This is a genomic window from Shewanella sp. c952 (assembly GCF_019654975.1).
GTDB lineage: Bacteria > Pseudomonadota > Gammaproteobacteria > Enterobacterales > Shewanellaceae > Shewanella.
The window spans coordinates 132,209-155,093 of sequence record NZ_BPEW01000003.1 but is presented as its reverse complement, the minus strand read 5'-3'; the positions used below and the strand labels follow the sequence as shown (position 1 = coordinate 155,093).

Annotated in this window: 18 protein-coding genes; 9 read left to right on the top strand and 9 right to left on the bottom strand. The window is 43.3% G+C overall.

Annotation, left to right across the window (positions count from 1 at the left end):
- Positions 1–40: 40 nt before the first annotated feature.
- Positions 41–1,993, bottom strand: coding sequence for an acetate--CoA ligase (gene acs, locus K5R16_RS03750; protein ID WP_220736209.1), 1,953 nt, complete (start codon positions 1,991–1,993; stop codon positions 41–43).
- A 173-nt stretch (positions 1,994–2,166) separates the two neighbouring features.
- On the opposite strand from acs, the gene K5R16_RS03745 reads away from it, so the two are divergent.
- Entirely contained in the window at positions 2,167–5,595 is a 3,429-nt protein-coding gene (locus tag K5R16_RS03745; RefSeq protein ID WP_220736208.1) for a PAS domain-containing hybrid sensor histidine kinase/response regulator, read from the top strand.
- Positions 5,596–5,650: 55 nt separating this feature from the next.
- Here the strand turns inward: K5R16_RS03745 and K5R16_RS03740 are convergent, their stop codons facing one another.
- On the bottom strand, positions 5,651–5,983 hold the full coding sequence (locus K5R16_RS03740; RefSeq protein WP_220736207.1) for a hypothetical protein: 333 nt from the start codon (positions 5,981–5,983) through the stop codon (positions 5,651–5,653).
- Between the two features lie 398 nt (positions 5,984–6,381).
- Between K5R16_RS03740 and K5R16_RS03735 the strand changes: the two genes are divergently transcribed.
- Complete coding sequence (locus tag K5R16_RS03735) at positions 6,382–7,671, top strand: FAD-binding oxidoreductase (protein WP_220736206.1); 1,290 nt, start codon at positions 6,382–6,384, stop codon at positions 7,669–7,671.
- Positions 7,672–7,737: 66 nt separating this feature from the next.
- On the opposite strand, the gene K5R16_RS03730 is transcribed toward K5R16_RS03735, so the two are convergent.
- Complete coding sequence (locus K5R16_RS03730) at positions 7,738–8,397, bottom strand: response regulator transcription factor (protein WP_220736205.1); 660 nt, start codon at positions 8,395–8,397, stop codon at positions 7,738–7,740.
- 217 nt (positions 8,398–8,614) lie between these two features.
- On the bottom strand, positions 8,615–9,040 hold the full coding sequence (locus tag K5R16_RS03725) for an acyl-CoA thioesterase (RefSeq protein WP_220736204.1): 426 nt from the start codon (positions 9,038–9,040) through the stop codon (positions 8,615–8,617).
- Positions 9,041–9,154: 114 nt separating this feature from the next.
- Here K5R16_RS03725 and K5R16_RS03720 point away from each other — a divergent pair, with 114 nt between their 5' ends.
- Entirely contained in the window at positions 9,155–9,712 is a 558-nt protein-coding gene (locus tag K5R16_RS03720) for a hypothetical protein (RefSeq protein ID WP_220736203.1), read from the top strand.
- A gap of 119 nt (positions 9,713–9,831) precedes the next feature.
- On the opposite strand, the gene K5R16_RS03715 is transcribed toward K5R16_RS03720, so the two are convergent.
- Together K5R16_RS03715 and K5R16_RS03710 are read right to left on the bottom strand one after the other, a co-directional pair.
- Positions 9,832–10,893, bottom strand: coding sequence for a 3-deoxy-7-phosphoheptulonate synthase (locus K5R16_RS03715; RefSeq protein ID WP_220736202.1), 1,062 nt, complete (start codon positions 10,891–10,893; stop codon positions 9,832–9,834).
- 366 nt (positions 10,894–11,259) lie between these two features.
- Positions 11,260–12,072 (bottom strand): pyruvate, water dikinase regulatory protein, encoded by an 813-nt coding sequence (locus K5R16_RS03710; RefSeq protein WP_220736201.1) that lies wholly within the window; start codon positions 12,070–12,072, stop codon positions 11,260–11,262.
- A 126-nt stretch (positions 12,073–12,198) separates the two neighbouring features.
- On the opposite strand from K5R16_RS03710, the gene ppsA reads away from it, so the two are divergent.
- From ppsA to K5R16_RS03685, 5 genes are all read left to right on the top strand, one after another.
- Complete coding sequence (ppsA, locus tag K5R16_RS03705; protein WP_220736200.1) at positions 12,199–14,568, top strand: phosphoenolpyruvate synthase; 2,370 nt, start codon at positions 12,199–12,201, stop codon at positions 14,566–14,568.
- 140 nt (positions 14,569–14,708) lie between these two features.
- Complete coding sequence (locus K5R16_RS03700; protein WP_220736329.1) at positions 14,709–17,759, top strand: FAD-binding and (Fe-S)-binding domain-containing protein; 3,051 nt, start codon at positions 14,709–14,711, stop codon at positions 17,757–17,759.
- Between the two features lie 74 nt (positions 17,760–17,833).
- Complete coding sequence (locus tag K5R16_RS03695; RefSeq protein ID WP_220736199.1) at positions 17,834–18,268, top strand: DUF1285 domain-containing protein; 435 nt, start codon at positions 17,834–17,836, stop codon at positions 18,266–18,268.
- A 156-nt stretch (positions 18,269–18,424) separates the two neighbouring features.
- Entirely contained in the window at positions 18,425–18,844 is a 420-nt protein-coding gene (locus K5R16_RS03690) for a MarR family winged helix-turn-helix transcriptional regulator (RefSeq protein WP_220736198.1), read from the top strand.
- 56 nt (positions 18,845–18,900) lie between these two features.
- Positions 18,901–19,314, top strand: coding sequence for a PliI family lysozyme inhibitor of I-type lysozyme (locus K5R16_RS03685; RefSeq protein ID WP_220736197.1), 414 nt, complete (start codon positions 18,901–18,903; stop codon positions 19,312–19,314).
- A gap of 33 nt (positions 19,315–19,347) precedes the next feature.
- Here the strand turns inward: K5R16_RS03685 and K5R16_RS03680 are convergent, their stop codons facing one another.
- The gene (locus K5R16_RS03680) at positions 19,348–19,692 is read right to left on the bottom strand and encodes a hypothetical protein (protein WP_044556344.1); all 345 of its coding nucleotides are present in this window, start codon (positions 19,690–19,692) and stop codon (positions 19,348–19,350) included.
- Between the two features lie 166 nt (positions 19,693–19,858).
- Complete coding sequence (locus K5R16_RS03675) at positions 19,859–20,890, bottom strand: Glu/Leu/Phe/Val dehydrogenase (RefSeq protein ID WP_220736196.1); 1,032 nt, start codon at positions 20,888–20,890, stop codon at positions 19,859–19,861.
- 269 nt (positions 20,891–21,159) lie between these two features.
- Here K5R16_RS03675 and K5R16_RS03670 point away from each other — a divergent pair, with 269 nt between their 5' ends.
- Positions 21,160–21,597: a DUF4826 family protein gene (locus tag K5R16_RS03670; protein ID WP_020911998.1), complete on the top strand. Its 438-nt coding sequence runs from the start codon at positions 21,160–21,162 to the stop codon at positions 21,595–21,597.
- A 95-nt stretch (positions 21,598–21,692) separates the two neighbouring features.
- On the opposite strand, the gene K5R16_RS03665 is transcribed toward K5R16_RS03670, so the two are convergent.
- Positions 21,693–22,820 (bottom strand): cupin domain-containing protein, encoded by a 1,128-nt coding sequence (locus tag K5R16_RS03665; protein WP_220736195.1) that lies wholly within the window; start codon positions 22,818–22,820, stop codon positions 21,693–21,695.
- Positions 22,821–22,885 lie beyond the last annotated feature (65 nt).

The window sequence follows — 22,885 nt, the reverse complement described above, 5'->3', positions numbered from 1 at the left end:
AGGGGCTAGGGAAGGTAAAGCGAGTATTTCTGCTTAACTATTATTCACTGCGGTTAAGACGAGATTCAATCAGGGTATCAATCACGGCTGGATCAGCCAGCGTTGAAGAGTCACCTAAGTTTGTCACTTCATTTGCAGCAATCTTACGTAGGAATCGACGCATAATTTTGCCTGAACGTGTCTTAGGTAATCCGCCCGCCCATTGAATAAGATCCGGCGTGGCTAATGCGCCAATCTCTTTTCTAACCCACTGGCGAAGTTCCTGACGTAACTCTTCAGTTTCAACAGTGCCTCGAGTCAGCGTGACGTAAGCGTAGATCCCTTGGCCTTTAATGTCGTGCGGGTAACCAACAACTGCGGCTTCAGCAACTTGCTCATGGGCAACTAAAGCACTTTCAACTTCAGCGGTGCCTAGTCTATGACCAGATACGTTAATCACGTCATCAACACGACCCGTGATCCAGTAGTAACCGTCTTCATCGCGTTTTGCGCCGTCGCCAGTGAAGTACATGCCTCTAAATGTTTTAAAGTAGGTCAGTACAAAGCGGTCGTGATCGCCAAACACAGTTCGCATCTGTCCTGGCCATGAATCAAGAATAACGAGGTTACCTTCGTTTGCGCCATCAACAATATTACCCATGTTATCGACAAGTGCTGGCTGCACGCCAAAGAATGGGCGAGTTGCAGAACCAGGCTTGGTGTCTGTAGCACCTGGAAGCGGGCTAATCAAAATACCGCCAGTCTCTGTTTGCCACCACGTATCAACAATAGGGCATTTCTCATGACCAATGACATCGTTATACCAGCGCCACGCTTCAGGGTTAATCGGTTCGCCCACCGAGCCCATAATACGCAATGAGCTACCGTCAAAACCATCGAACTGCTCTTTGCCTTCGGCCATTAATGCTCGGATAAGAGTTGGCGCAGTGTACAAGATATTGACTTTATGTCGGTCAACCATTTCACCGAGGCGAGCAGGGCTTGGGTAGTTAGGCACACCTTCGTGGATTAATACGGTAGCGCCATTGGCTAGCGGGCCATATACCATGTATGAATGGCCGGTGATCCAACCTACATCAGCGGTACACCAATACACTTCACCGTCTTTATAATCGAACACATACTCGTGAGTCATTGCGGCGTAAACCATGTAACCACCAGTGGTGTGTAGCACACCTTTTGGGTTACCTGTTGAGCCTGAGGTATAAAGCAAAAACAGCGGGTCTTCAGCGCCCATCTCTTCAGGCATACAGTGCTCTGAAGCGGTTTCCATCAAAGATTCCCACCAGATATCACGGCCTTCAACCCAATTAATATCACCGCCAGTACGCTTCATGACAATGACTTTTTCAATACAGTCAACATCAGGGTGCGATAGCGCTTCATCAATATTGGCTTTTAGTGGAATAATTCGTCCCGCACGCAGGCCTTCATCTGCGGTAATAACCACTTTCGAGTTACCGTCTATAACGCGTGAAGCGATAGAGTCTGGCGAGAAACCACCAAATACAACCGAGTGGATAGCACCAATACGAGCACATGCAAGCATCGCAACGGCAGCTTCTGGAACCATCGGCATATAAATAGTGACTACGTCGCCACGTCTTACGCCTTGGCTGCGAAGGGCATTAGCAAATTTACATACGTCAGCATGCAGTTCACCGTAGGTGATAGTGCGCTGATCTTTTGCATCATCGCCTTCCCAAATAATTGCCACTTTGTCGGCATTATTTTCTAAATGTCTGTCTAGGCAATTTGCTGAAGCGTTTAGCGTGCCATCGTAGAACCATTTAATGAACAAGTTATGGTCATCGAACGAAGTTTTCTTTACTTTAGTAAAGGGTTTCATCCAATCGATACGGTTGCCGTGTTCTCTCCAGAAACCTTCAGGGTTTACAATAGACTCCTGATACATTTTTTTATATTGTTCGTCATTTACAAGTGCATTTGCTGCGATTTCACTTGGAACTTTGTAGAGAGACTGCATGCTCATTGGGCTTCCCTTATCTAATTTGCGTGAGATGAGTATGGATTGTGTGAGGGTTATATCTCTATTAGACCTTGGTCTAGTAAAAAAATATCCTTATTTTTTAAATGGTTGTAATTTATTTTTGGCTAGATTTCATTTGGTTTTTACCGCAAAATAGGTAAAAAAAAGAGAATCCTATGAATTTGACTGTTCTGGTTGGCACCATTGCCATCATTTATGTGTGTATCTTGTTCCTCATTGCTTGGGGAGCAGAGCGCTGGTTCAGTCGTATCACCAAACGGATCCAAACTTGGATCTATGGCTTAAGCCTAGCGGTGTATTGTTCATCTTGGAGTTTTCTGGGGACGGTGGGTCAATCCGCCGATGATCTATGGTCATTTCTACCTATCTTTATTGGTCCCATCTTAATATTCACCGTTGGCTTTGGCTTGCTGAGAAAGATGGTGATTGTGTCAAAGGCGCAAAACATTACCTCTGTGGCTGACTTTATTGCAGCAAGATACGGTAAATCTCAACTACTTGCGGCAATAGTCACGCTAATCGCTCTGTTTGGCATCATGCCCTATATTGCGCTGCAACTTAAAGCGATGGTCTTTAGCTTGAATCTTTTTCAGCCAGAGGGCGCTTTGTTCGACGGTACAAAAGTCTCTCTGGTTATTACAGGCTTATTAGCCATTTTTGCCATTTTATTTGGTACTCGAAAGCTCGATGCTACCGAGCATAACCCTGGGATGATGTTGGCGATTGCTTTTGAGTCTTTAGTTAAACTCGGGGCATTTTTACTTGTTGGCGCTGTCATTAGCTTTGGTGTTTTTGATGGCTTTGGTGATATTTGGCAGCAAGCCAGCGCTAAGGATTTGATCAACGAGCCTAATTTACGTATCGAATCGTTGATGCCTGAATTGCTAGTGGGTATGGCTGCTTTCTTATGTATGCCTAGGCAGTTCCACGTAATGATGGTTGAGTGTACTAATGAAAAAACCATGGTTAAAGCTAAGTGGATGTTCCCGGTTTATCTGCTGTTGTTTGGCTTGTTCGTGGCGCCACTAGCATTAGCGGGCAAGTTATTACTTGGCGATGCGGTCGCCGCTGACACTTACGTGATTAACCTACCATTAGCACTCGATAAACCTTGGCTTGCTGTTGTAGCGCTGCTCGGAACACTTTCTGCTGCTACGGGGATGGTCATCGTTGCCGTGGTGACGATTAGTGTGATGGTGAGTAATGAGTGGCTGGTACCGCTAATGCTGCGGACTGGGCAGATAAAGGCGAGAAATTTTAGCCAGTTTTCGCAACTTCTGCTTAATGCCCGACGCCTCGCAATTATGCTTATTCTGGGCTTAGGTTATTTTAGTTATCTTTCGTTTATGGATAATGATTCGCTATCCTCCTTAGGGATGTTGTCTTTTGGCGCTTTTGCACAATTAGCTCCGGCGTTAATCGGCGGTATGTATTGGAAACACGGTAATCGCAGTGGTGTTTTCTTAGGGCTTGCGGTTGGTTTTGGCTGTTGGTGTTACATCTTGCTGCAGGGAGCCGCTGCTCATTCAGGCATCGTTGCGACCGATATCGCTTTGCTAGATGCTATTAAGCCTAACGTGCGCGATATACTCATCGCATTACTGGCAAACTGCGGCTGTTATATGCTTGGTTCCATCTGGTTTCGCGCCGGTGTTGCCGAGCGAATACAAGCCAGTGCCTTTGTGACCCCAGGACGTTTTAAAAAAGATACTAACCGCAAGAGTGCACCCGTTTCCCAGCAAGATCTACTGATATTAGCCAGTCGATTTGTCAGTCCAACCCGCGCCTATGAAAGTTTTTCAGGTTTCTCTGAAGATGCGGTAAAGAGTGATAGCTGGCATAAGATTGCGCCACCTGAGCTCATCGCACATACCGAACATATGCTTGCTGGGGTTCTGGGGGCCTCGAGTGCATCACTGGTGATGGACTCGGTGATGCAAGGACGTGATTTAGCACTTGATGAAGTGTTTAGCTTGGTTGATGAGGCTTCTTCTAAAATTATCTTGAGCCAAGACATGCTTAGAGGCGCCATAGAGCACGCTTACGAAGGTATGAGCGTGGTTGACAAAGATTTGAATTTGGTTGCTTGGAATTTTAAGTATGCTGAGCTATATGACTATCCAGATAACTTTTTACAAGCAGGCATGCCCATCAGTGATGTGGTTCGCTTTAATGCTGAGCGCGGCTATTGTGGTATTGGCGATATAGAAGATCAAGTAGACAAACGCGTACAGCATATGCGTAATGGTACTCAACATGTCTCAGAGCGACAGCGTAAAGACGGCAAAGTTATAAAAATTCAGGGCAACCCCATGCCTGGGGGGGGCTTTGTGATGACCTTTACTGATATTACTCAATATCGTTTGCAAGCCAAAGCGTTGCAGGAGTCCAATGAGACGCTCGAAGCACGAGTAAAGGAGCGGACATACGAATTATCAATGCTTAACAGCAAACTGCTGGAGTCGAAAGCGCAAGAGGAGATGGCAAATGCTTCTAAAAGTCAGTTTCTTGCCGCAGTGGGTCACGATTTAATGCAACCATTAAATGCTGCCCGGCTTTTCACTGCGTCACTTTCGCAATACCCCAACTTAGATCTAGAGGCTAAAACAACCTTAAGCCATGTTAATAGTTCGCTGAAAATTGCCGGAGAGTTATTGACAGATTTGCTCGATATTTCGAAATTAGACTCTGGGATGGTTGATGTTAATCGACGTGACTTTGCCATTGCAGATCTACTTGATGGCTTAGCGGTTGAGTTTGAGGCGATGGCTAAGGATTGTTCAATTAAGTTCAGCGCAATTCCTTGCTCTGCAACAATCAACTCAGACCCAAGCCTGCTCAGACGCGTGTTACAAAATTTCTTAACTAATGCTTATCGTTATGCTAAGGGAAGTCGTGTTTTGTTGGGCTGCCGTTATCGCGGCGGTGAACTTGAAATTCAAGTGCTTGATACTGGCTGCGGTATTGACGAGAGTGAAACAAAAGAGATCTTTAAAGAGTTTAAGCGACTGGATAACCCAGAGAGTAAAAGTGCCAGTGGCTTGGGTTTAGGCTTAGCCATTGCAGACAGGATTAGTCGTGTTTTAGAACATGAAATCAATGTCAGTTCAATTTTGGGGCAGGGCTCAGTATTTTCGATTAAAGTGCCACTTGGTAAAAAGGTTACTGCGCCTACGCCAAAGAAAGTTGCCTCTCTTTTGCAACCTTTAGCGGGCGTGAAGGTGTTATGTATTGATAATGAAGAGGCTATTTTAGCGGGACTGGAAAGTTTATTAACGCGTTGGCAGTGTGAGGTTATCTGCGCCAGCGACTTTGCAGATGCAAGAATTAAACTAGGGCTTAAAGGCGTTGCTCCCGATATTGTACTTGCTGATTATCATTTAGATAATGATCAAAATGGCGTTGATGCGATGGATGGTGTCAGAAACCTTTACGGTGAAAACCTGCCTGGTATATTAATTACCGCAAATACTCGTAAAGATCTGATTGATGACATTCAGCTTCGTGGCTACCACTACATGGCCAAAATGGTCAAACCTGCTGCGCTTAGAGCGTTGATCTCAAGTTTGGTAAGAAAGGGCTGATAGCTGGAAATGAAAAAGGCACATCTATTGTGCCTTTTATTTAACAGGGCTTGTCCTACTCAACTTTTACAGGAGTTAAGCCTTTATCTCTTGATTCAACGGCACTGTCTACGTCGAAGCCGCCAGTCTTCCAACTTTTGGCTTCATCAGCATCAAAAGACTGTCCTTTCCAACTTGTGGCACTGGTCAGGTTAAAACCATGTTTGGACCAACTCTCAGATTGCTCTGCGGTAAATCCACTACCTTTCCACGCTTGAGCTTGCTCAGCGTTAAAACCAATCTCTTTCCATGCCGCAATATCTCTTTCTGACATACCTTTCCATGTCGCGGGTGCAGATGCACAGGCACTAAGCGCGAGGATAACCATTACTAAACCGAGTTTTTTCATTTCACAGTCCTTATCTAAATCGTGACTTAATATGCCGAATCTACCCAGAGCTATGCCTGTACGCCTCTCGACAACATATGTTTTATCATTTTCGGTAATACCATCTCCTTATCGATAAGTTAAGAAGAGTGGAACAGAGGACGATGCTTACGACCTATCAATGTAAAAGGTATTTACCGTTCACTATTGAAGATAGTCGCTGAAATATCACTCGACAAGTTATTGCTTCAAATGAAGTAAACCGACTTGGAACATCGTTGCAGCTAAAAGCGTGCCAAATTTTTGTCTAGCGCTTTTCAGAATTTAGATAGCTTGACCCAACATTAAAGATTGATATACTGAACGCAATGTAAAAAATATAAAACAAGAAGTAATCAATTACTCAAAAGGAAATTGTTATGTCACAACCACGCTGCAACTCTTACTACAACGCCACCATCAATACTGAAACTGACTATCCAGAGTTAGAAGCTGATATACGTGTTGATGTGGTGATTGTTGGTGGTGGCTTTACTGGTGTAGCGACGGCAGTGGAGCTTTGTGAGAAAGGCTACAAGGTTGCGATTGTAGAGGCCAATAAGATTGGATGGGGAGCGACAGGCCGCAATGGTGGCCAGGTGACGGGCAGTTTGTCAGGTGATACAGCCATGACCAAGCAGTTACGCAATAAATTGGGCACTGATGCTGAGCAGTTTGTTTGGAATATGCGTTGGCGCGGACATGAGATAATAACAACGCGAGTAAAAAAGTACGGAATCGAGTGCGACCTTAAGTATGGGCATTTACATACAGCCTATAAAGCGAGTCACATAAGTGAGTTGCAACAGACCTATGATGAGGCTTGTAAGCATGGCATGGCTAGCGAGCTGGAGCTGCTAACTAAAGAGCAGCTACCTGAGTATATCAACACACCCTTGTATCACGGCGGCCTTTTAAACAAGCGTAATATGCACCTGCATTCAGTTAATCTTTGTATTGGTGAGGCAAGAGCTGCTGAGAGTATGGGCGCACAAATTTTTGAGCACTCGGCAGTTGTTGATATTGAAGATGGGGTTCTTGCTACTGTGACCACATCAAAGGGGAAGATCACCGCTAACAGTGTTGTGTTGGCGGGGAATGCTTATCATAAGTTGGCGAGAAAAAAATTAAGAGGCATGTTGTTTCCTGCATCGCTGGGGAATTGCGCCACTGCACAACTGACCTCAGAGCAGGCCCAAAGCTTGATCCCCAAAAATGTTGCTGTGTATGACACTCGTTTTGTACTGGATTACTACCGACTAACCGCCGATAACCGTTTAATGTTCGGTGGTGGCACTAACTATTCGGGTCGGGACTCTAAAAATGTTGCTAATGAACTTAGGCCTGCTCTGGAGCGTACTTTCCCACAACTGAAAGGGGTCGATATAGAGTATGAGTGGACTGGTATGGCGGGTATTGTGCTAAATCGTATTCCGCAGCTAGGCAAAGTTTCAAAAAATGTATTCTATTGCCAAGGTTACTCGGGTCATGGGGTTGCGACCTCCCACATTATGGGTGAAATCATGGCTAATGCCATTATCGGAGAGCAGCAAGAATTTGCTCTCTTTGCTGATATGCAACATTTAAGGATCCCGCTCAATGAGTGGTTTGGAAACCAAGCATTGGCACTGGGGATGATGTACTACAAGGTCATGGAGAACTTTAGGTAGTAACAGATATTGATAGCCATAAAAAAACCGCATGCAATGCGGTTTTTCTGCAACGGCTTTTATCCGTTATAGATCGACTTTTTCCATCTCTAACTGCTGCAGTGCGATTACCGCTTGGGTACGATTTCGAACCCCCAGCTTTCTAAATATGGCGGTGGCATGCGCTTTAATTGTGGCTTCTGAAACGCCTAAGTCATAGGCAATTTGTTTGTTAAGTAAGCCTTCAGCAAACATCTGCAGTACTTTATATTGCTGTGGGGTCAGATCTGAAAGTTTACTGGCCATCTGGTCAGTACCGTCATCACTGATCTCTTGCAGTTCAACGCCTTCTGGTAACCAAACATCACCAAATAAAACGGCTTCAAGTGCCGTAGCAAGCGTTTCCATGGATGATGATTTAGGGATAAAACCGGAGCTACCATAATGAATTGCGCGACTGATAGTCGTATTGTCTTCATGGGCAGAGATAACAACGACGGGTAGTTCTTGGTAGTGAGTTCTAAGATGGATCAATGTCGAATAGCCATGAGAACCTGGCATCTGTAGATCCAGCAGCACAACATCATATTCAATGTCGCTATTGTCTAGAAGATTTTGTAACGCATCAGCGCTATCAGCTTCAAACCATTGAGTATTGGTAAACGCAGTGGCTAATGCTTGTCTTAATGCGTTTCTAAATAGAGGATGGTCATCCGCAATTATTATATTTAAGTTTTCAGGCTTCATGGCTTTATAGGGTTATTTTGGTTGCTCGTGAAGATGCTTTCAATGTAACAGATAAATGACAAGCTATTCTATGGCTTTATCCGACAAACGTTATAAATTGGTAAAATTTTGCGCGGAGTTAGACTTTGGTCTAAAGGTTTAACTATCTATTAATGGGTAAATCAAAAATTTGAAACAAATTAAAGAGGTTTTAACTAAACCTCTTTAATTTATACGTTTATCCTTGGGTCCAAACTGTTGTTGGTTTTCTATCGTCGTCTACCGCGACAAAGGTAAATACACCGCGTATCGCATGTTCGCGAAGGTCTTGGTACATATCTTCTACAAAAATATTAACTTCAACTTTGATTGAGGTATTACCTACATGAATCACTCTGGCAATAATCTCCGCTAGAGAGCCTGCTGGGATCGCCTTATTAAAATCAATTCTGTCTGAACTGACAGTAACAAGTGTTTTGCGACAAAAGCGTGTAGCAGCAATGAATGCTGTCTCATCCATCCAAGCTAAAGCTTCCCCACCAAATAGTGTATTGTGGTGGTTAGTAATTGATGGAAACACAGCTTTAATAACGCGAGCTTCAGACTGCTCAATTCTTAGTGACATCGCTTCACTAAATTGAGTCGGAGTTTGAGTTAAGGGCATACGGCAACCTAAGGTTATGCACAAGAAAGGCGCGACTATACTCCTTTCATAGGCATTAGAATAGTGGCTCTAACATGTTAGCTTTAAACTCTACGGCTAATAGGTATCGTTGCTATGCATAGAAAAAGCGCTTATATGGAGTCAAGCTTGATGGGCAGTAAAGGTATAAAGAGTCTATTGATTGCGGGTATGACCTTAGTTTTATTAGGGTGTCAAAGTACTGAAAATAAAGAGACTAGCATTAGGTTTGAAGGTTTTATCGGTTTTAAACAAGCAAAGCCATGGGCGATTACGTTTAACGATTGTACTGTCTATCGGTTTTCAGACGCTAAGCCATATTACTGGTTTGATAGAAGCCTAAATAAGGTGAGTTGTTATCAGTTTTCTGAGACAGATAAAAGTGAACTGCTTGGGCTTTTTAACAAAATTTATCAAATGCCAAGTTTAACTGCCCCAGCAAAGAGTTTTATTCGGTTTGAACAATTGGATATTTCATCTTCTGGGTGGGGAGCGTTTCCTAAAGTGTTCGACAGACAAGGCGAGCATTGGATACGTGTAAAAGAGGGGTGGATTTATTTACAAAAAGCAGACTTTGCGTTAATAGAGGTTTATCAAGGTCAACAAGATATGAAGCTGAAAGCTAACCACGATAGTTACTACAACAATCATTAGGTGCTGTTGATCTTCCAAGCAATCAAAGATCAACAGCCCCTAGTCATCTTTTGCTGAATACATAAAAAAGCGCATCGAGTGAATTCAGTCGATGCGCTTTTTTATAAGTTTGAATTAAATCACTTTAGTAAATTAATTCTGGCTCTGGATGCTTTTGCCAGATCGCGCAGCAGTACTTCTGAATCTTCCCAGTGAATACAAGCATCAGTAATACTCTTGCCATATACGAGCTTTTCACCCGCAACGACTTTCTGATTGCCTTCTTCGATAAAGCTTTCAGCCATTATGCCAGCAATGGCTGTAGAGCCTTGGCCCATCTGCTGCATAATTGAATCAGCAACATTGAACTGTTGCTTATGCTTCTTCTGGCTATTACCGTGGCTAAAATCGACAACCATACGCTGAGTCACACCCACACTCGCTAATTGAGTGGCTGCTTTTTCGATATCTTCGCTATGGTAGTTTGGTTGCTTGCCGCCGCGTAAGATGATGTGGCCATAAGGGTTACCATGAGTACGGTAAACGGCCATTGCACCGTCTTTATCTGGTGAGTAGAAGATATGTGGAGCCTGCGCTGCTCGTACTGCATCAACAGCAATATCGATGTTACCGTCAGTACCATTTTTAAAACCAACAGGGCATGAAAGTGCTGACGCCATCTCACGGTGTATTTGGCTTTCTGTAGTACGTGCGCCAATCGCGCCCCAAGTGATCAAGTCTGCAATGTACTGGCCATTAACCATATCGAGGAATTCTGTTGCGATAGGTAGTTTTAGTTCAGTGATCTGCTGCAAAAGGTGGCGCGCTTTACGCAAACCTTTGTTAGGACTAAAGCTGCCATCTAAATCGGGATCCGAAATAAGTCCTTTCCAACCGACCGTAGTACGTGGCTTTTCAAAATAGACACGCATAAGGATACATAGATCATCCTTATATTGCTGATGCAGCTTTGCTAAGCGTTGAGCGTAATCGAGTGCAGCTTCTGTATCATGTATTGAGCATGGGCCGATGATGACAAGTAGTCGTTGATCATCGCCATTGATAATAGCCTCTACTTCACGGCGTTGCTCAACGAGATAGTCAGCAGCATCTTGAGTTAAAGGATATTCAGAAGCGAGTTGTGCAGGTGAAATTACCTTACATAAAAGTGAGGTGCGTAGTTCGTCTGTTTTAATGGTCATTCACAATACCGAGCGTTCGTATGGGCTTTTTGCCTGATTACTTCGGATTATAACGAATCATAGCGTTATGCACAGTGGCAAATAACGGAAATTTAGCTCTAATTTGCCTCTTATTAGCAACTATTTGATTTATGTTATGCATAAGTAGTGCTGAAATGCTTGATTAGCTTAAAATAGTTGTTGTATTAGCAAGGGCTGGTAAGTGCGTATAGCAAGCAAGATAATAAGCCAGTGTGATGTGTTGTTTATTCATAAAAGAAGTTGTGGATAGTGATTATTAATCAACATAAAGACCTGCTCGAGGCCCAATGTCTTCATGTTTCGATAAATGAAGGCTTTAAAAAAGCCTTCATTCAATCATCAGCATTAGAACATGTGACGCTCTAGGCTGGTTGCTTCTAAAATCTTGGTCGCAATCTCTTCAACCGAATGGTTGGTGGTATTTACAAACGGAATACGCTCCCTTTTGTACATCATTTCTACTTCTTTCACTTCAGTCCTGCATTGGCGCAGTGAAGAGTAACGACTATTCGACATACGGCTTTGACGGATCTCATGTAAACGAACGGGATCAATGGTTAGCCCAAACAGTTTATCTTTGTTGCGTTTCAACGCATCCGGAAGTTTCAAATTATCCATATCATCTTCGGTGAAAGGGTAGTTTGCTGCCTTTATACCAAACTGCATTGATAGGTACAGGCTCGATGGCGTTTTACCGCAACGAGATACGCCTAACAAAATCAGGTCTGCTTTATCCATGTGTTTCATGGTTTGGCCGTCATCATTTTCCATTGCGTAGTTAATTGCTTCTATTCGCGCTTCATAACTGTCATTGGTTTTACCATGAGTTCGGTGTAAAGCTGGCGTTGCAGGTATGCCTAATTGTTTCTCTAAAGGTGCAACGAATGTGTTCAAAAAGTCATAATCGAGTCCTTCGCTGCTATATATGATGTCTCTAATCTCAGCTTTGACGATAGAATGGAAAACCAGCGGTCGCTCACCTGTTGTAATAAAACAATCATTAATTTGAGCCTTAACCGCTTCAGCTTTTTTTTCTGTTTCAACGAACGGAATTGTAAGTGCGTCAAATTCAAGGGGAAATTGACTTAAAACTGCATGGCCAAACACTTCCGCTGTGATCGCCGTCCCATCTGAGATATAAAATACTTTACGCAACATTTTGACCTCTTGTAGTAATAAAATTACAAATAAAATTATACATTTACGCTTGTTGTTGGGGAGTGTAAAATGCCGCTGCTCTCGTGTGAAGAGCCACACTAAAATATACTTGCGGAGATTAGAACTGTGCAGCAATACGTACTCTGGTATCAAGAATTAGGCATGGGTGACGTCAACAAGGTCGGCGGTAAGAACGCTTCTCTTGGTGAGATGATTAGCAATCTTTCAAATGCAGGTGTTCAAGTGCCTGGTGGATTTGCTACAACGTCTTTTGCGTTCAATGAATTTCTTGAACAAAGCGGACTTAACCAGAAGATATACGAAATTCTAGAAACTCTAGATGTAGATGACGTGAACGCACTCGCTACAGCAGGTGCACAGATTAGACAGTGGGTTATCGATACCCCGTTCCATCCAGAATTTGAGCAAGTCGTTCGTGATTCTTACGACAAACTTGCCGCTGAAACCAGTGACGCATCTTTTGCGGTTCGCTCTTCAGCTACTGCAGAAGATATGCCGGATGCATCTTTTGCGGGACAACAAGAAACATTCCTAAACGTTAAGGGTTATGAAGCGGTACTCGTAGCAACTAAGCATGTATTTGCTTCTTTGTTTAATGACCGAGCTATTTCATACCGAGTTCACCAAGGATATGACCATAAAGGTGTTGCACTTTCTGCTGGTGTTCAGCGTATGGTGCGCTCTGATAAGGCATCTTCTGGTGTCATGTTCACTATGGACACTGAGTCTGGCAACAATGATGTGGTATTTATTACCTCTTCATTCGGTCTAGGTGAAATGGTTGTTCAAGGTGCGGTTAACCCTGATGAATTTTATGTTCATAAGCCAAGTTTAGTTGCTGGCCATAAAGCGGTTGTTCGTCGCAATATTGGTAGCAAGCTTATTCAGATGGTGTATTCAGATGATGAATCCCACGGTAAGCAAGTTAAGATTGAAGATATCGCCGCTGATAAGCGCCGAGAATTCTCAATCAATGACGCAGAAGTACAAGAGCTTGCCAAGCAGGCGATGACTATCGAGAAGCACTACGGTCGTCCAATGGACATCGAGTGGGCAAAAGACGGTAACGACGGTAAGTTGTATATTGTTCAAGCTCGCCCTGAAACTGTTCGTTCTCGTGAAGATGTACAGCTTATTGAGCGTTACCACCTTAAGACTCAAGGTGACGTAGTTTGTGAAGGCCGTGCAATCGGACACAAGATCGGTAAAGGTGTTGCTAAAGTTCTTAAGTCAATTGACGATATGGACCAGATCCAACCCGGTGATGTACTCGTTACAGACATGACTGACCCTGATTGGGAGCCAATCATGAAGCGTGCAAGCGCGATTGTTACTAACCGTGGTGGACGTACTTGTCACGCAGCAATTATTGCTCGTGAATTAGGTGTTCCAGCAGTCGTTGGTTGTGGCGATGTAACTGAACGCATTCAAAATGGTCAGGAAGTGACTGTTTCTTGTGCCGAAGGTGATACTGGTTTTATCTACAATGGTCTGCAAGATTTTGAAGTGATTTCATCACGTGTTGATTCAATGCCTGATCTTCCTATGAAGATTATGATGAATGTCGGTAACCCTGACAGAGCATTTGATTTCGCTCGTCTGCCTAACGAAGGTGTTGGACTTGCACGTCTTGAGTTCATCATTAACCGCATGATAGGTATTCATCCAAAGGCTCTACTTGAGTTTAACCAGCAAACAGCTGAACTTCAGGAAGAGATCCACGAGATGATCGCAGGTTACGACTCTCCAGTTGAGTATTATGTTGCTCGCTTGGTTGAAGGTATCGCGACTATCGCTTCAGCATTCCATCCTAAAAAGGTTATTGTTCGTATGTCTGACTTTAAGTCAAACGAATACGCAAACCTTGTAGGTGGTGACCGTTATGAGCCTGAAGAAGAAAACCCAATGTTGGGCTTCCGTGGTGCTAGCCGTTATATCTCTGAATCGTTCCGTGATTGTTTTGCACTTGAGTGTGAAGCGATTAAACGTGTACGTAATGAGATGGGTCTTACCAACGTAGAGATCATGATCCCGTTCGTTCGTACAGTGAGCGAAGCTGCACAAGTTATTGAGCTGCTTAAAGAGGAAGGTCTTGAGCGTGGTAAAGATGGCCTACGCGTTATCATGATGTGTGAGCTACCATCAAACGCATTGCTGGCTGACCAGTTCCTTGAGCATTTCGATGGTTTCTCTATCGGTTCAAATGACTTAACCCAGCTAACACTTGGTCTAGATCGTGACTCAGGTATTATCAGCCATCTGTTTGATGAGCGAAATGATGCGGTTAAAGCGCTACTTGCTATGGCCATTAAAGCGGCTAAAGCAAAAGGTGCATACGTCGGTATTTGTGGTCAAGGTCCTTCTGATCACAATGACTTCGCGGCTTGGTTGGTTGAACAAGGCATCGATACAGTATCGTTAAATCCTGATACTGTGATTGATACTTGGTTATACCTAGCGGAAGCGCACGGCTAACGTAAGCCACTAAAAATGGGATGTTAACTCTGCGTGATTTAACATTTCGTTAAAAACATTAAAAAAGCCGCTTTTTAGCGGCTTTTTTTTGTTTATAATGTTTGGCATAAACTTAAGAATAATAATTGACAGAAGCCGCCATGTTACCGAAGCTATCACATCAACAAACGCTTGAACCTGTTTACCTTTCCTTTTTATCAATGTTAGAGGATGGGCAATTTAGTGGCGATATCGATACTCGCTACAGCGCGCGTTTAGCCCAAGCCACCGATAACTCGGTATATCAATTCTTACCGCAAGCAGTTATCTATCCTAAGACCGCAGATGATGTGCAAGTAGCGTTAACACTTGCCAATCAACCAGAGTTTAACAAAGTGGTCTTTAGTGCAAGAGGCGGCGGTACAGGCACCAATGGGCAGTCTTTAACCCATGGCATTATTGTCGATATGTCGCGCTACATGAATCAGGTTTTAGAAGTGAATGCGGCAGAAGGCTGGGTCAAAGTACAAGCTGGTGTAGTGAAAGACGCGCTAAATGATGCTTTGCGCCCCCATGGTTTTTTCTTTAGCCCAGACTTATCAACGTCAAATCGTGCCACTTTAGGTGGAATGATTAACACTGACGCTTCTGGCGCGGGATCATTAGTTTACGGTAAAACCTCAGATCACGTGCTGGGCTTAACCAGCATACTCTTTGATGGAAGCGAACTTGAAACTAAGCCTGTTACACAGGCAGAACTCGATGATGTGAGTGGAATTACTGACAATGAGCTCGGTCAACAGTTACTGACAACGGTTGCCAAAATATGCAAAGACAACCGTGAGCAGATAGATCAACGTTTTCCCAAATTGAACCGTTTTTTGACCGGCTATGATCTTAAAAATGTTTGGGATGAACAGCTAGAGCAATTTGATCTTTCGCGAATATTGACTGGCTCCGAAGGGACTCTGGCGGTGATCACCGAAGCCAAGCTTAATATTACGCCGCTGCCAACCTGCCGCATGATGGTCAACATTAAGTATGATTCGTTTGTATCGGCGCTGCGTCATGCGCCCGACTTAGTCAAAACCAACGCTACCGTTGTTGAAACTGTCGACTCAAAGGTGCTTAACCTCGCCAAAGAAGACATCATTTGGCATTCAGTGTCATCACTGATCACCGATGTACCAGGTAAAGAGATAGACGGACTTAACATGGTTGAGTTTGCGGGTGAACAAGCTGATGTTGAAGCCCGGCTCAACCTGCTTGAAACCATGCTAACTAAACAGCTTGAACAGCAAGAGGCGGGGCTTTTAGGTTATCAAATCACCTCTGACAGAAATAGCATTAACACCATATATGCTATGCGTAAAAAGGCCGTTGGTCTTTTAGGTGCCGCTAAAGGCTCACGTAAGCCTCTGGCATTTGCTGAAGACACTGCAGTGCCACCAGAGAAACTCGCCGATTTTATTATTGAGTTTAGAGCGCTGCTAGATAGCCATGAGCTGCAATATGGTATGTTTGGTCATGTCGATGCCGGTGTTTTGCATGTGCGTCCAGCACTGGATATGTGTGATGTAGATGATGAAAAGCTACTGAAGACGATTTCAGATCAGGTGGCAGACTTAACACTTAAATACGGCGGGTTGATGTGGGGCGAGCATGGTAAAGGTGTTCGCGGTGAGTATGGCCCTGCGGTTTTTGGTGAGCACTTATATGGCTTACTTGAAGAGGTTAAAGGATTATTTGATCCAAGCAATAAACTTAACCCAGGTAAGTTGGTTGCTCCTAAAAATAGTGGACCGATGCTCTACAATGTGGACAGTGTTAAGCGCGGTAGCTTTGACAGACAGATCCCTATTCAGACTCGTAACGCCTTTCCTGATGTGATGAATTGCAATGGTAACGGCCTGTGTTTTAACTACAGCCATTATTCACCAATGTGCCCATCTTTTAAGGTGACCGGTGATAGAGTTCAATCTCCGAAAGGACGCGCAGGATTAATGCGCGAGTGGCTACGTTTACTTGAAGCAGAAGGTATTGATGTCAATGAGCTGGCGCGTGCTAAGCCTTTAGGCTGGCTCCAAAGAGCGCAAAATAGCTTAAAAATAGATAAAGAGTACGATTACTCCCATGAAGTGATGGAGTCTCTCAAGGGCTGTTTAGCGTGTAAGGCATGCTCTAGTCAATGTCCAGTCAAAGTGGATGTACCAAAATTTAGAGCGCAATTCTTTGATATTTATTATCAGCGCTATTTGCGTCCTGCTAAAGATTATTTAGTTGCAGGCATCGAAGAATCATTGCCATTAATGGCATCAGCGCCAAAGCTGGTTAATGCTGTATCGCAAAATAGCTTGAGTAAGTGGGTGATTAAAAAGTCGCTCGGCTATGTTGATTCGCCAGCACTGTCGGTACCGACGTTAAAACAGCGTTTAGAAGGGCATGCCAGTCGAGGTTATGATCTTGCGGCATTACAGCAAATACCAGAATTTGAGCGCTGCCAATACGTGCTAGTTGTGCAAGATCCTTTCAATAGTTTTTATGAAGCAGGCACTGTACTGCATTTTATAAAGCTTATTGAGAAACTCGGTCTTAAACCTATATTGCTGCCATTCAAGCCAAATGGTAAACCAATCCATATTAAAGGTTTTTTAGATAAATTTGCCCGAACGGCAAAGTCGACTGCTGATTTCTTAAATGAAGTTGCTAAGCTAGATATGCCAATGGTGGGCATTGATCCTGCACTAGTGCTTTGCTACCGTGACGAATATGCAGAAGTACTTGGCGGCGCGAGAGGCGACTTCCATGTGCAATTAGCTAATGAATGGTTGCTTGATGTTATTGAGAAATTGCCTCAGGCTGAAGTCACAACCAGTGAGAACGACGACCATGAGTTTACTTGGTTTAGTCATTGTACAGAGTCTACTGCAAAGCCAAATACCGCCAATGAGTGGAAAGGCATTTTTGAACATTTTGGCGCCAAGCTTAATACGGTCAGTCTAGGTTGTTGCGGCATGGCAGGAACCTATGGTCATGAGGCTGAAAACCTCGAACGCTCTAAAACGCTTTATGCGATGTCTTGGGAGCAAACTCTTGCAAAACTGCCGCCTTCACAGGTGCTTATATCAGGCTACTCTTGTAGAAGTCAGGTAAAACGCTTTAGTGGTTTTAAACCTAAGCATCCAATAGAAGCTTTATTAAACTTACTCTAGAGCGAATATGAAAAACTAGCCTTTGGCTAGTTTTTTTGTCTTTAAAGATGGATTGGGTTCCAGAGGACTTTTAGATGACCTCAAAAATAGCAACCGCGACAGAAGCACTCAATTCGCTGAATCAAGGTGCGCCTTTATGTGATGCTAGTGCAATTTTTGAGATCACAGACAGCGGTGACTGGTACTATCGTGGTGGCAAATTGCCACTTAAGTTCAGTAAACTGTTTGCCAGTATTTTGCATAGGGTTGAAGGTCAATATTATTTAATTACGCCTGTGGAAAAACTCAAAGTTAACGTGGTGAGTGAAGCGCTCGTTATAGTTGATTATGATGCAAAGCAAGCGGGTACTTTTGAAGTTATATCAAGTATTGGCACTGAGCATGAGCTTGCAAGTTTTGATGGTTTTACCGTAACGAACGACAAAATTATGCTGCAGCTAGAAAGGGGGCTTGTCGCTAAGTTAAACCGAGCCTGTTTCTATCGATTTATAAATGAGTTTATAGCCTAAACTGTGTGCTTGAGTATGAACTCGAATTAACATTTTCAAGGTTATGATTTATAAGCTTTTTGATTGATAATCAATAATTAGCTATTGCTAAGGCTAGTTTCTTTTAGCGTAAGTGATAAGATTAAATGAACCGCTAAGCTGCTTAGGAGGTGCTGATTGAATCGATTTGAAAGTTTAAGTTACTTGGTCTCCCATCTAAATGTTGACCTACAAAATGCGTTAGATCAGAGGCTTAAACGCTATGATCTGGACATTAAACTTTGGCCTGTGCTGTTTTCGCTTTGGCAGGAAGAGGGTGTGACTCAAACTGAGCTGTCAAAGCGTTGTGATGTCGCTAACTACACCATGACTCGACTGCTGGATCAACTGCAACAACAGCAACTCATTACCCGTCAGCAAGATCTCGATAACCGTCGCGCATTCAATATATACCTCACCAATAATGGTAAAGCGTTAGAGCAAGATCTTATTCGTGAGGCTGAGCGGGTCAACGAGATGTATTTGGAAAACCTCACTGTCGAAGAGCAAACCGAGTTCTTAACCTTAATCAATAAGATTAACCGCTTCTCCGATTAGAATGGGTCGAAATTTTGAGTTTTGCCTGTTGGTGACTCTTTTTAAAAGGAATTATCATGTACCGTATTTTCGTTGCAATCATTTTAGCTTTCACTGTCACAGCTTGTTCGGTCAATATTAATAAGTCGAAAACTAAGCCAGCAGTCAAACCCGTTGAACAAGTCAGTCAAAGCGCTGGGTTTATTCAATCAATAGCGCTGGCTAATGGGTCAACCTTAGTGGTGGAAGAGGGACGCTTAGAACCTCGTTCTATTGGTAGTATTAGCGTTAAGCTTTATAAAGATCTGAATGTAGGCGATTTTGTGGCTGCGGTTAATTTTGCTCGTGACGGAACAATTGTGAAGGCGGTTTTAATTGAGAATGGTGACGATAAGCAAAAACTATCGATTACAACAGTGACGGCTGGCAGCGGCAATTATCAAGCAAGTCAGTTGATTTGCGTTACATCTAATGAGCTTAAACTTTGTTGATTTGGACTAGATAGCGTTGATTGGCCGTTTTTACTAGCTAACCATAAGTAGGAATACTGCCAATAACCCTAAAGCTAGAATGCTCTGTTGGCTCATTAATCGGCTTCGATATAACTCTCTTTTCCCCTGCTTTAAACTAGCAACCAAATTATTTTGTTTATAGATCCTACATATGAGCTGTTCGGTTGCAGGATCGAGAAAGAGGTGCAGCCTTGCAGGTTTGCCATCTTTAAGCACAACTTGATGTTCGCTATTATGACCGAAGTTTAGTTTTCTAGAGACTCGTTTGCCATTGACATAGGCTTGCTCTAAGCCACACCAATTACTCGCTTGTAGCTCAATATTTTCTTGGTTGAGATCATACTTAAAACAAACCATTTGAGGACCCACAATTTCCCTAGGGCCTTTAATTCAAGCAGAGGAATATGACGTTTGCCAGTATGGAAAAATGAAAGTTGTATGAAAAGTGGTTATGTACTTGGAAGTATGTAGATAAAAAGTCAAAAAAAAGCCAAGCAACTGCTTGGCTTTTATTATTCAACAATTATTTTGCAGCGTTAATGATCTCGCGTGCCATTTCATCAGCAACATCACCAGTAGTGCGGTTTTGCTCATCTGACTGCTTAAAGATTGTGAGCAGTGTGTTGTAGATCTCTTCGACTTTTGCTGTAGCAGCAGCAGGATCGTAGTCTTTTTCGAAAGAGACATTAATAATGCCGCCAGCATTTATCACATAATCTGGAGCGTATAGAATGTTTTGCTCTTTCAGCAACTCACCATGGCGAACCTCTGCAAGTTGGTTATTGGCACAACCGGCAACAATTGTCGCTTTAAGCATAGGGATGGTGATGTCATTGATCGTTGCACCCAATGCACATGGCGCATAAATGTCTACATCTTGATGGTAGATATCTTGCGGGGCAACGACTGTCGCACCAAATTCTGAAGCCACTTTGTCTAACGACTCCTGGTGGATATCGGTAACAATCAGCTCAGCGCCTTCTTCGTGTAGATGACGACAAAGGTAGTAACCTACATGGCCAACGCCTTGAACAGAGATCTTAAGCCCTTTAAGGCTGTCTAAACCACGCTGATGCTTTACTGCAGCCTTAATGCCCAAAAAGGTACCCAGTGCAGTATATGGTGATGGATCGCCACTCTTGCCTTCTAAACCAGCCATATAAGGGGTTTCTTCATGGGCAATCATAATATCGGCAGTCGATACGCCAACATCTTCAGCTGAATAGTACTTGCCGCCCAAGGTATCAATGCAACGGCCGAACGCTCTAAAAAGGGCCTCGCGGTCTGTTATTTTTGGGTCTGCAATGATAACGGACTTACCGCCGCCCATTGTTAGGCCTGCTAATGCATTTTTATAGGTCATGCCACGAGAAAGACGCAGGACGTCGTTTACTGCTTCATCATCAGATTCATAGTTCCACATACGGCAGCCGCCAACAGCAGGGCCTAGATTTGTGTTATGAATTGCAATAATGGCTTTAAGGCCGCTTTCTTTGTCCTGACAAAAAACAACTTGTTCATGATCGTCAAAAGAGATGTGATTGAATACTGCCACTTGTTGATCTCCGCTATAAGCATCGAAAATGCCGCTACTGCTAGATTACAGTGCGATCTGTTTGTTATATTTATTGCAGAACGATAGCATTTAGCGATACTCTCAACAAAGTAAAGATTCGGATTATTTGTGATCCATGTGGCAATTCTGCTTTCCACTTTACGTTAACGTAAAGTTTTAAGCGTTATTTAAGCTAATCAAGCGTGTCAAAATTATTAGAGAGTTGCTGTGCTACGGACTCAAAAGAACAATAAGAAAGGAAGAAAGAGATGGCTGAACAAGAAGTCGATCAAGCTCAAGACCAAGAAGCATTAAGACAAGAGTGGATCAGAACGCAATTTCAAAAAGCTAACAAGTTTCTTGCTGAAAAAGGCATTATGCCAAATAAGGTTTATGCGGATGAAAGTCGCTACTTAGCGCCCTTTGTCGCCATTTGGAAAATGGATTCTAAAAAGCCATCTAAGCAAACATTTTGGGTAATGTCAGGCGACTTACCTGCTGATTATGTTGATGTTAATGTCGCAGCAACCGCTCGAGATGCGATCCGTCATTTTTCTATGATGTGGCAAATGAAAGCCGAGAATATTCAGCGCTCAGGTCTGACTAAAGATCCTGCACAAGCTCAGTTTGCAGAGCTACTTATCTCGCGTGCAGAAGGCTTATACAAAATGCAGGCTGATGATAAAATTTGGGGTCCTGCTGCGTAAGTGAGACGTCTAGACTGTTTTTTAAACGCCAGAATAAGTCATTTATTCTGGCGTTTTTGTTTAAAGCACAGAGGCTCAGCCTTCAAATTGATAGTTTAGCCTAAGTAAAAATAACCGCGATTGAGTAGCGTTAGAACCAAGGTTAAGGTGTCTTCGTTTTGCGTTAACTTTTGGGTCTGCTGCGAGTCAAAGCTAAACTGGTTAGCTAACAAAGCGATGTCTGTCGCTATGTTTGCAGAATGCTCAAAGGCTTCACCGTTAATAAATACTCTGTCAACGCTATCATTTTCTAGCTGCAACATTTTCAAACCGCCAATGCGATTTAGCTCTGCACCTTGTTCAATGTCTTCTATTAGCATATCTGCTGTATAGGGCTCATCAGGCTCGCATAAATCCAGTTCAAAACGGTTTTGACTTAGCATGCTGCCTAACATTGCTTGATAACTGTCAGGTGAACTGGCGAGCTCAGTGATAAGGGCCATCATATCTTGCTGGTGGCTGACGCTTACCTGGTTAGCTATCGCGGGCTCAGAGGTTGAAGTAAAACGTTTTAAGCCTGTATTGCTATCAATAAGCCCGTCTGCAAGTGCACTGAATAACTCTTGCTGGCTAGGAGCCCGAAAACCAATAGAGTAACTCATTGCTGTGGTTAGGGTTTGGCCCTGGTGAGGGTAGCCTGGCGGAATGTATAACATGTCGCCTTTTTCCAATACCACGTCAATAATAGGCTCAAAGCCTTCAATCAGAGGTGTGGTTGGATCATTGTTTTTGGGTGCATATTGGCCTTTTTCTCCGACAGTCCAATGTCGCTGACCTTCGCCTTGAATGATAAACACATCATAGTTATCTATATGCGCGCCAACACCACCTTTTGGGGTTGCAAAAGAAGCCATTAAGTCATCAAAACGCCAGTCAGGAATGAAACGAAAAGCATCAATAAAGTGCGCCGAATCAGGATGCCAATGGTTGAGTGCTTGTACTAATAATTGCCAGTGGTTGTTGCCAAATTTATCATAATCTTCAAAAGGCCCCTGGCAGATCTGCCAGTCATTGTCTTTGGTTACGACAACTCGAGAAGAGACTTCCTCTTCACACGCTAAACCCGCAAGTTCATCTGGGCTGATGATCTCTTCAAAATTAGGGAATGCATTTTTGATAAGTAACGGCTTTTTCTGCCAATAGTCGGTAAGAAAAGCATTGGTGTCTAAGTTAAGACTGTACATGTTTGGCAGCACTCATAAAAAGGATAAAAATAAAGGCGATAAGCTTAAGCTTACCGCCTTATTTG

Excerpts from the sequence above, each read along its gene's own strand:
- K5R16_RS03665 (WP_220736195.1), bottom strand. The coding sequence starts at position 22,820 with ATGTACAGTCTTAACTTAGACACCAATGCTTTTCTTACCGACTATTGG.
- K5R16_RS03670 (WP_020911998.1), top strand. The coding sequence starts at position 21,160 with ATGGCTGAACAAGAAGTCGATCAAGCTCAAGACCAAGAAGCATTAAGA.
- K5R16_RS03740 (WP_220736207.1), bottom strand. The coding sequence starts at position 5,983 with ATGAAAAAACTCGGTTTAGTAATGGTTATCCTCGCGCTTAGTGCCTGT.
- K5R16_RS03735 (WP_220736206.1), top strand. The coding sequence starts at position 6,382 with ATGTCACAACCACGCTGCAACTCTTACTACAACGCCACCATCAATACT.
- K5R16_RS03700 (WP_220736329.1), top strand. The coding sequence starts at position 14,709 with ATGTTACCGAAGCTATCACATCAACAAACGCTTGAACCTGTTTACCTT.
- K5R16_RS03745 (WP_220736208.1), top strand. The coding sequence starts at position 2,167 with ATGAATTTGACTGTTCTGGTTGGCACCATTGCCATCATTTATGTGTGT.
- K5R16_RS03680 (WP_044556344.1), bottom strand. The coding sequence starts at position 19,692 with ATGGTTTGTTTTAAGTATGATCTCAACCAAGAAAATATTGAGCTACAA.
- K5R16_RS03730 (WP_220736205.1), bottom strand. The coding sequence starts at position 8,397 with ATGAAGCCTGAAAACTTAAATATAATAATTGCGGATGACCATCCTCTA.
- acs (WP_220736209.1), bottom strand. The coding sequence starts at position 1,993 with ATGAGCATGCAGTCTCTCTACAAAGTTCCAAGTGAAATCGCAGCAAAT.
- K5R16_RS03685 (WP_220736197.1), top strand. The coding sequence starts at position 18,901 with ATGTACCGTATTTTCGTTGCAATCATTTTAGCTTTCACTGTCACAGCT.
- K5R16_RS03725 (WP_220736204.1), bottom strand. The coding sequence starts at position 9,040 with ATGCCCTTAACTCAAACTCCGACTCAATTTAGTGAAGCGATGTCACTA.
- K5R16_RS03710 (WP_220736201.1), bottom strand. The coding sequence starts at position 12,072 with ATGTTGCGTAAAGTATTTTATATCTCAGATGGGACGGCGATCACAGCG.
- K5R16_RS03720 (WP_220736203.1), top strand. The coding sequence starts at position 9,155 with ATGCATAGAAAAAGCGCTTATATGGAGTCAAGCTTGATGGGCAGTAAA.
- K5R16_RS03695 (WP_220736199.1), top strand. The coding sequence starts at position 17,834 with ATGACCTCAAAAATAGCAACCGCGACAGAAGCACTCAATTCGCTGAAT.
- K5R16_RS03715 (WP_220736202.1), bottom strand. The coding sequence starts at position 10,893 with ATGACCATTAAAACAGACGAACTACGCACCTCACTTTTATGTAAGGTA.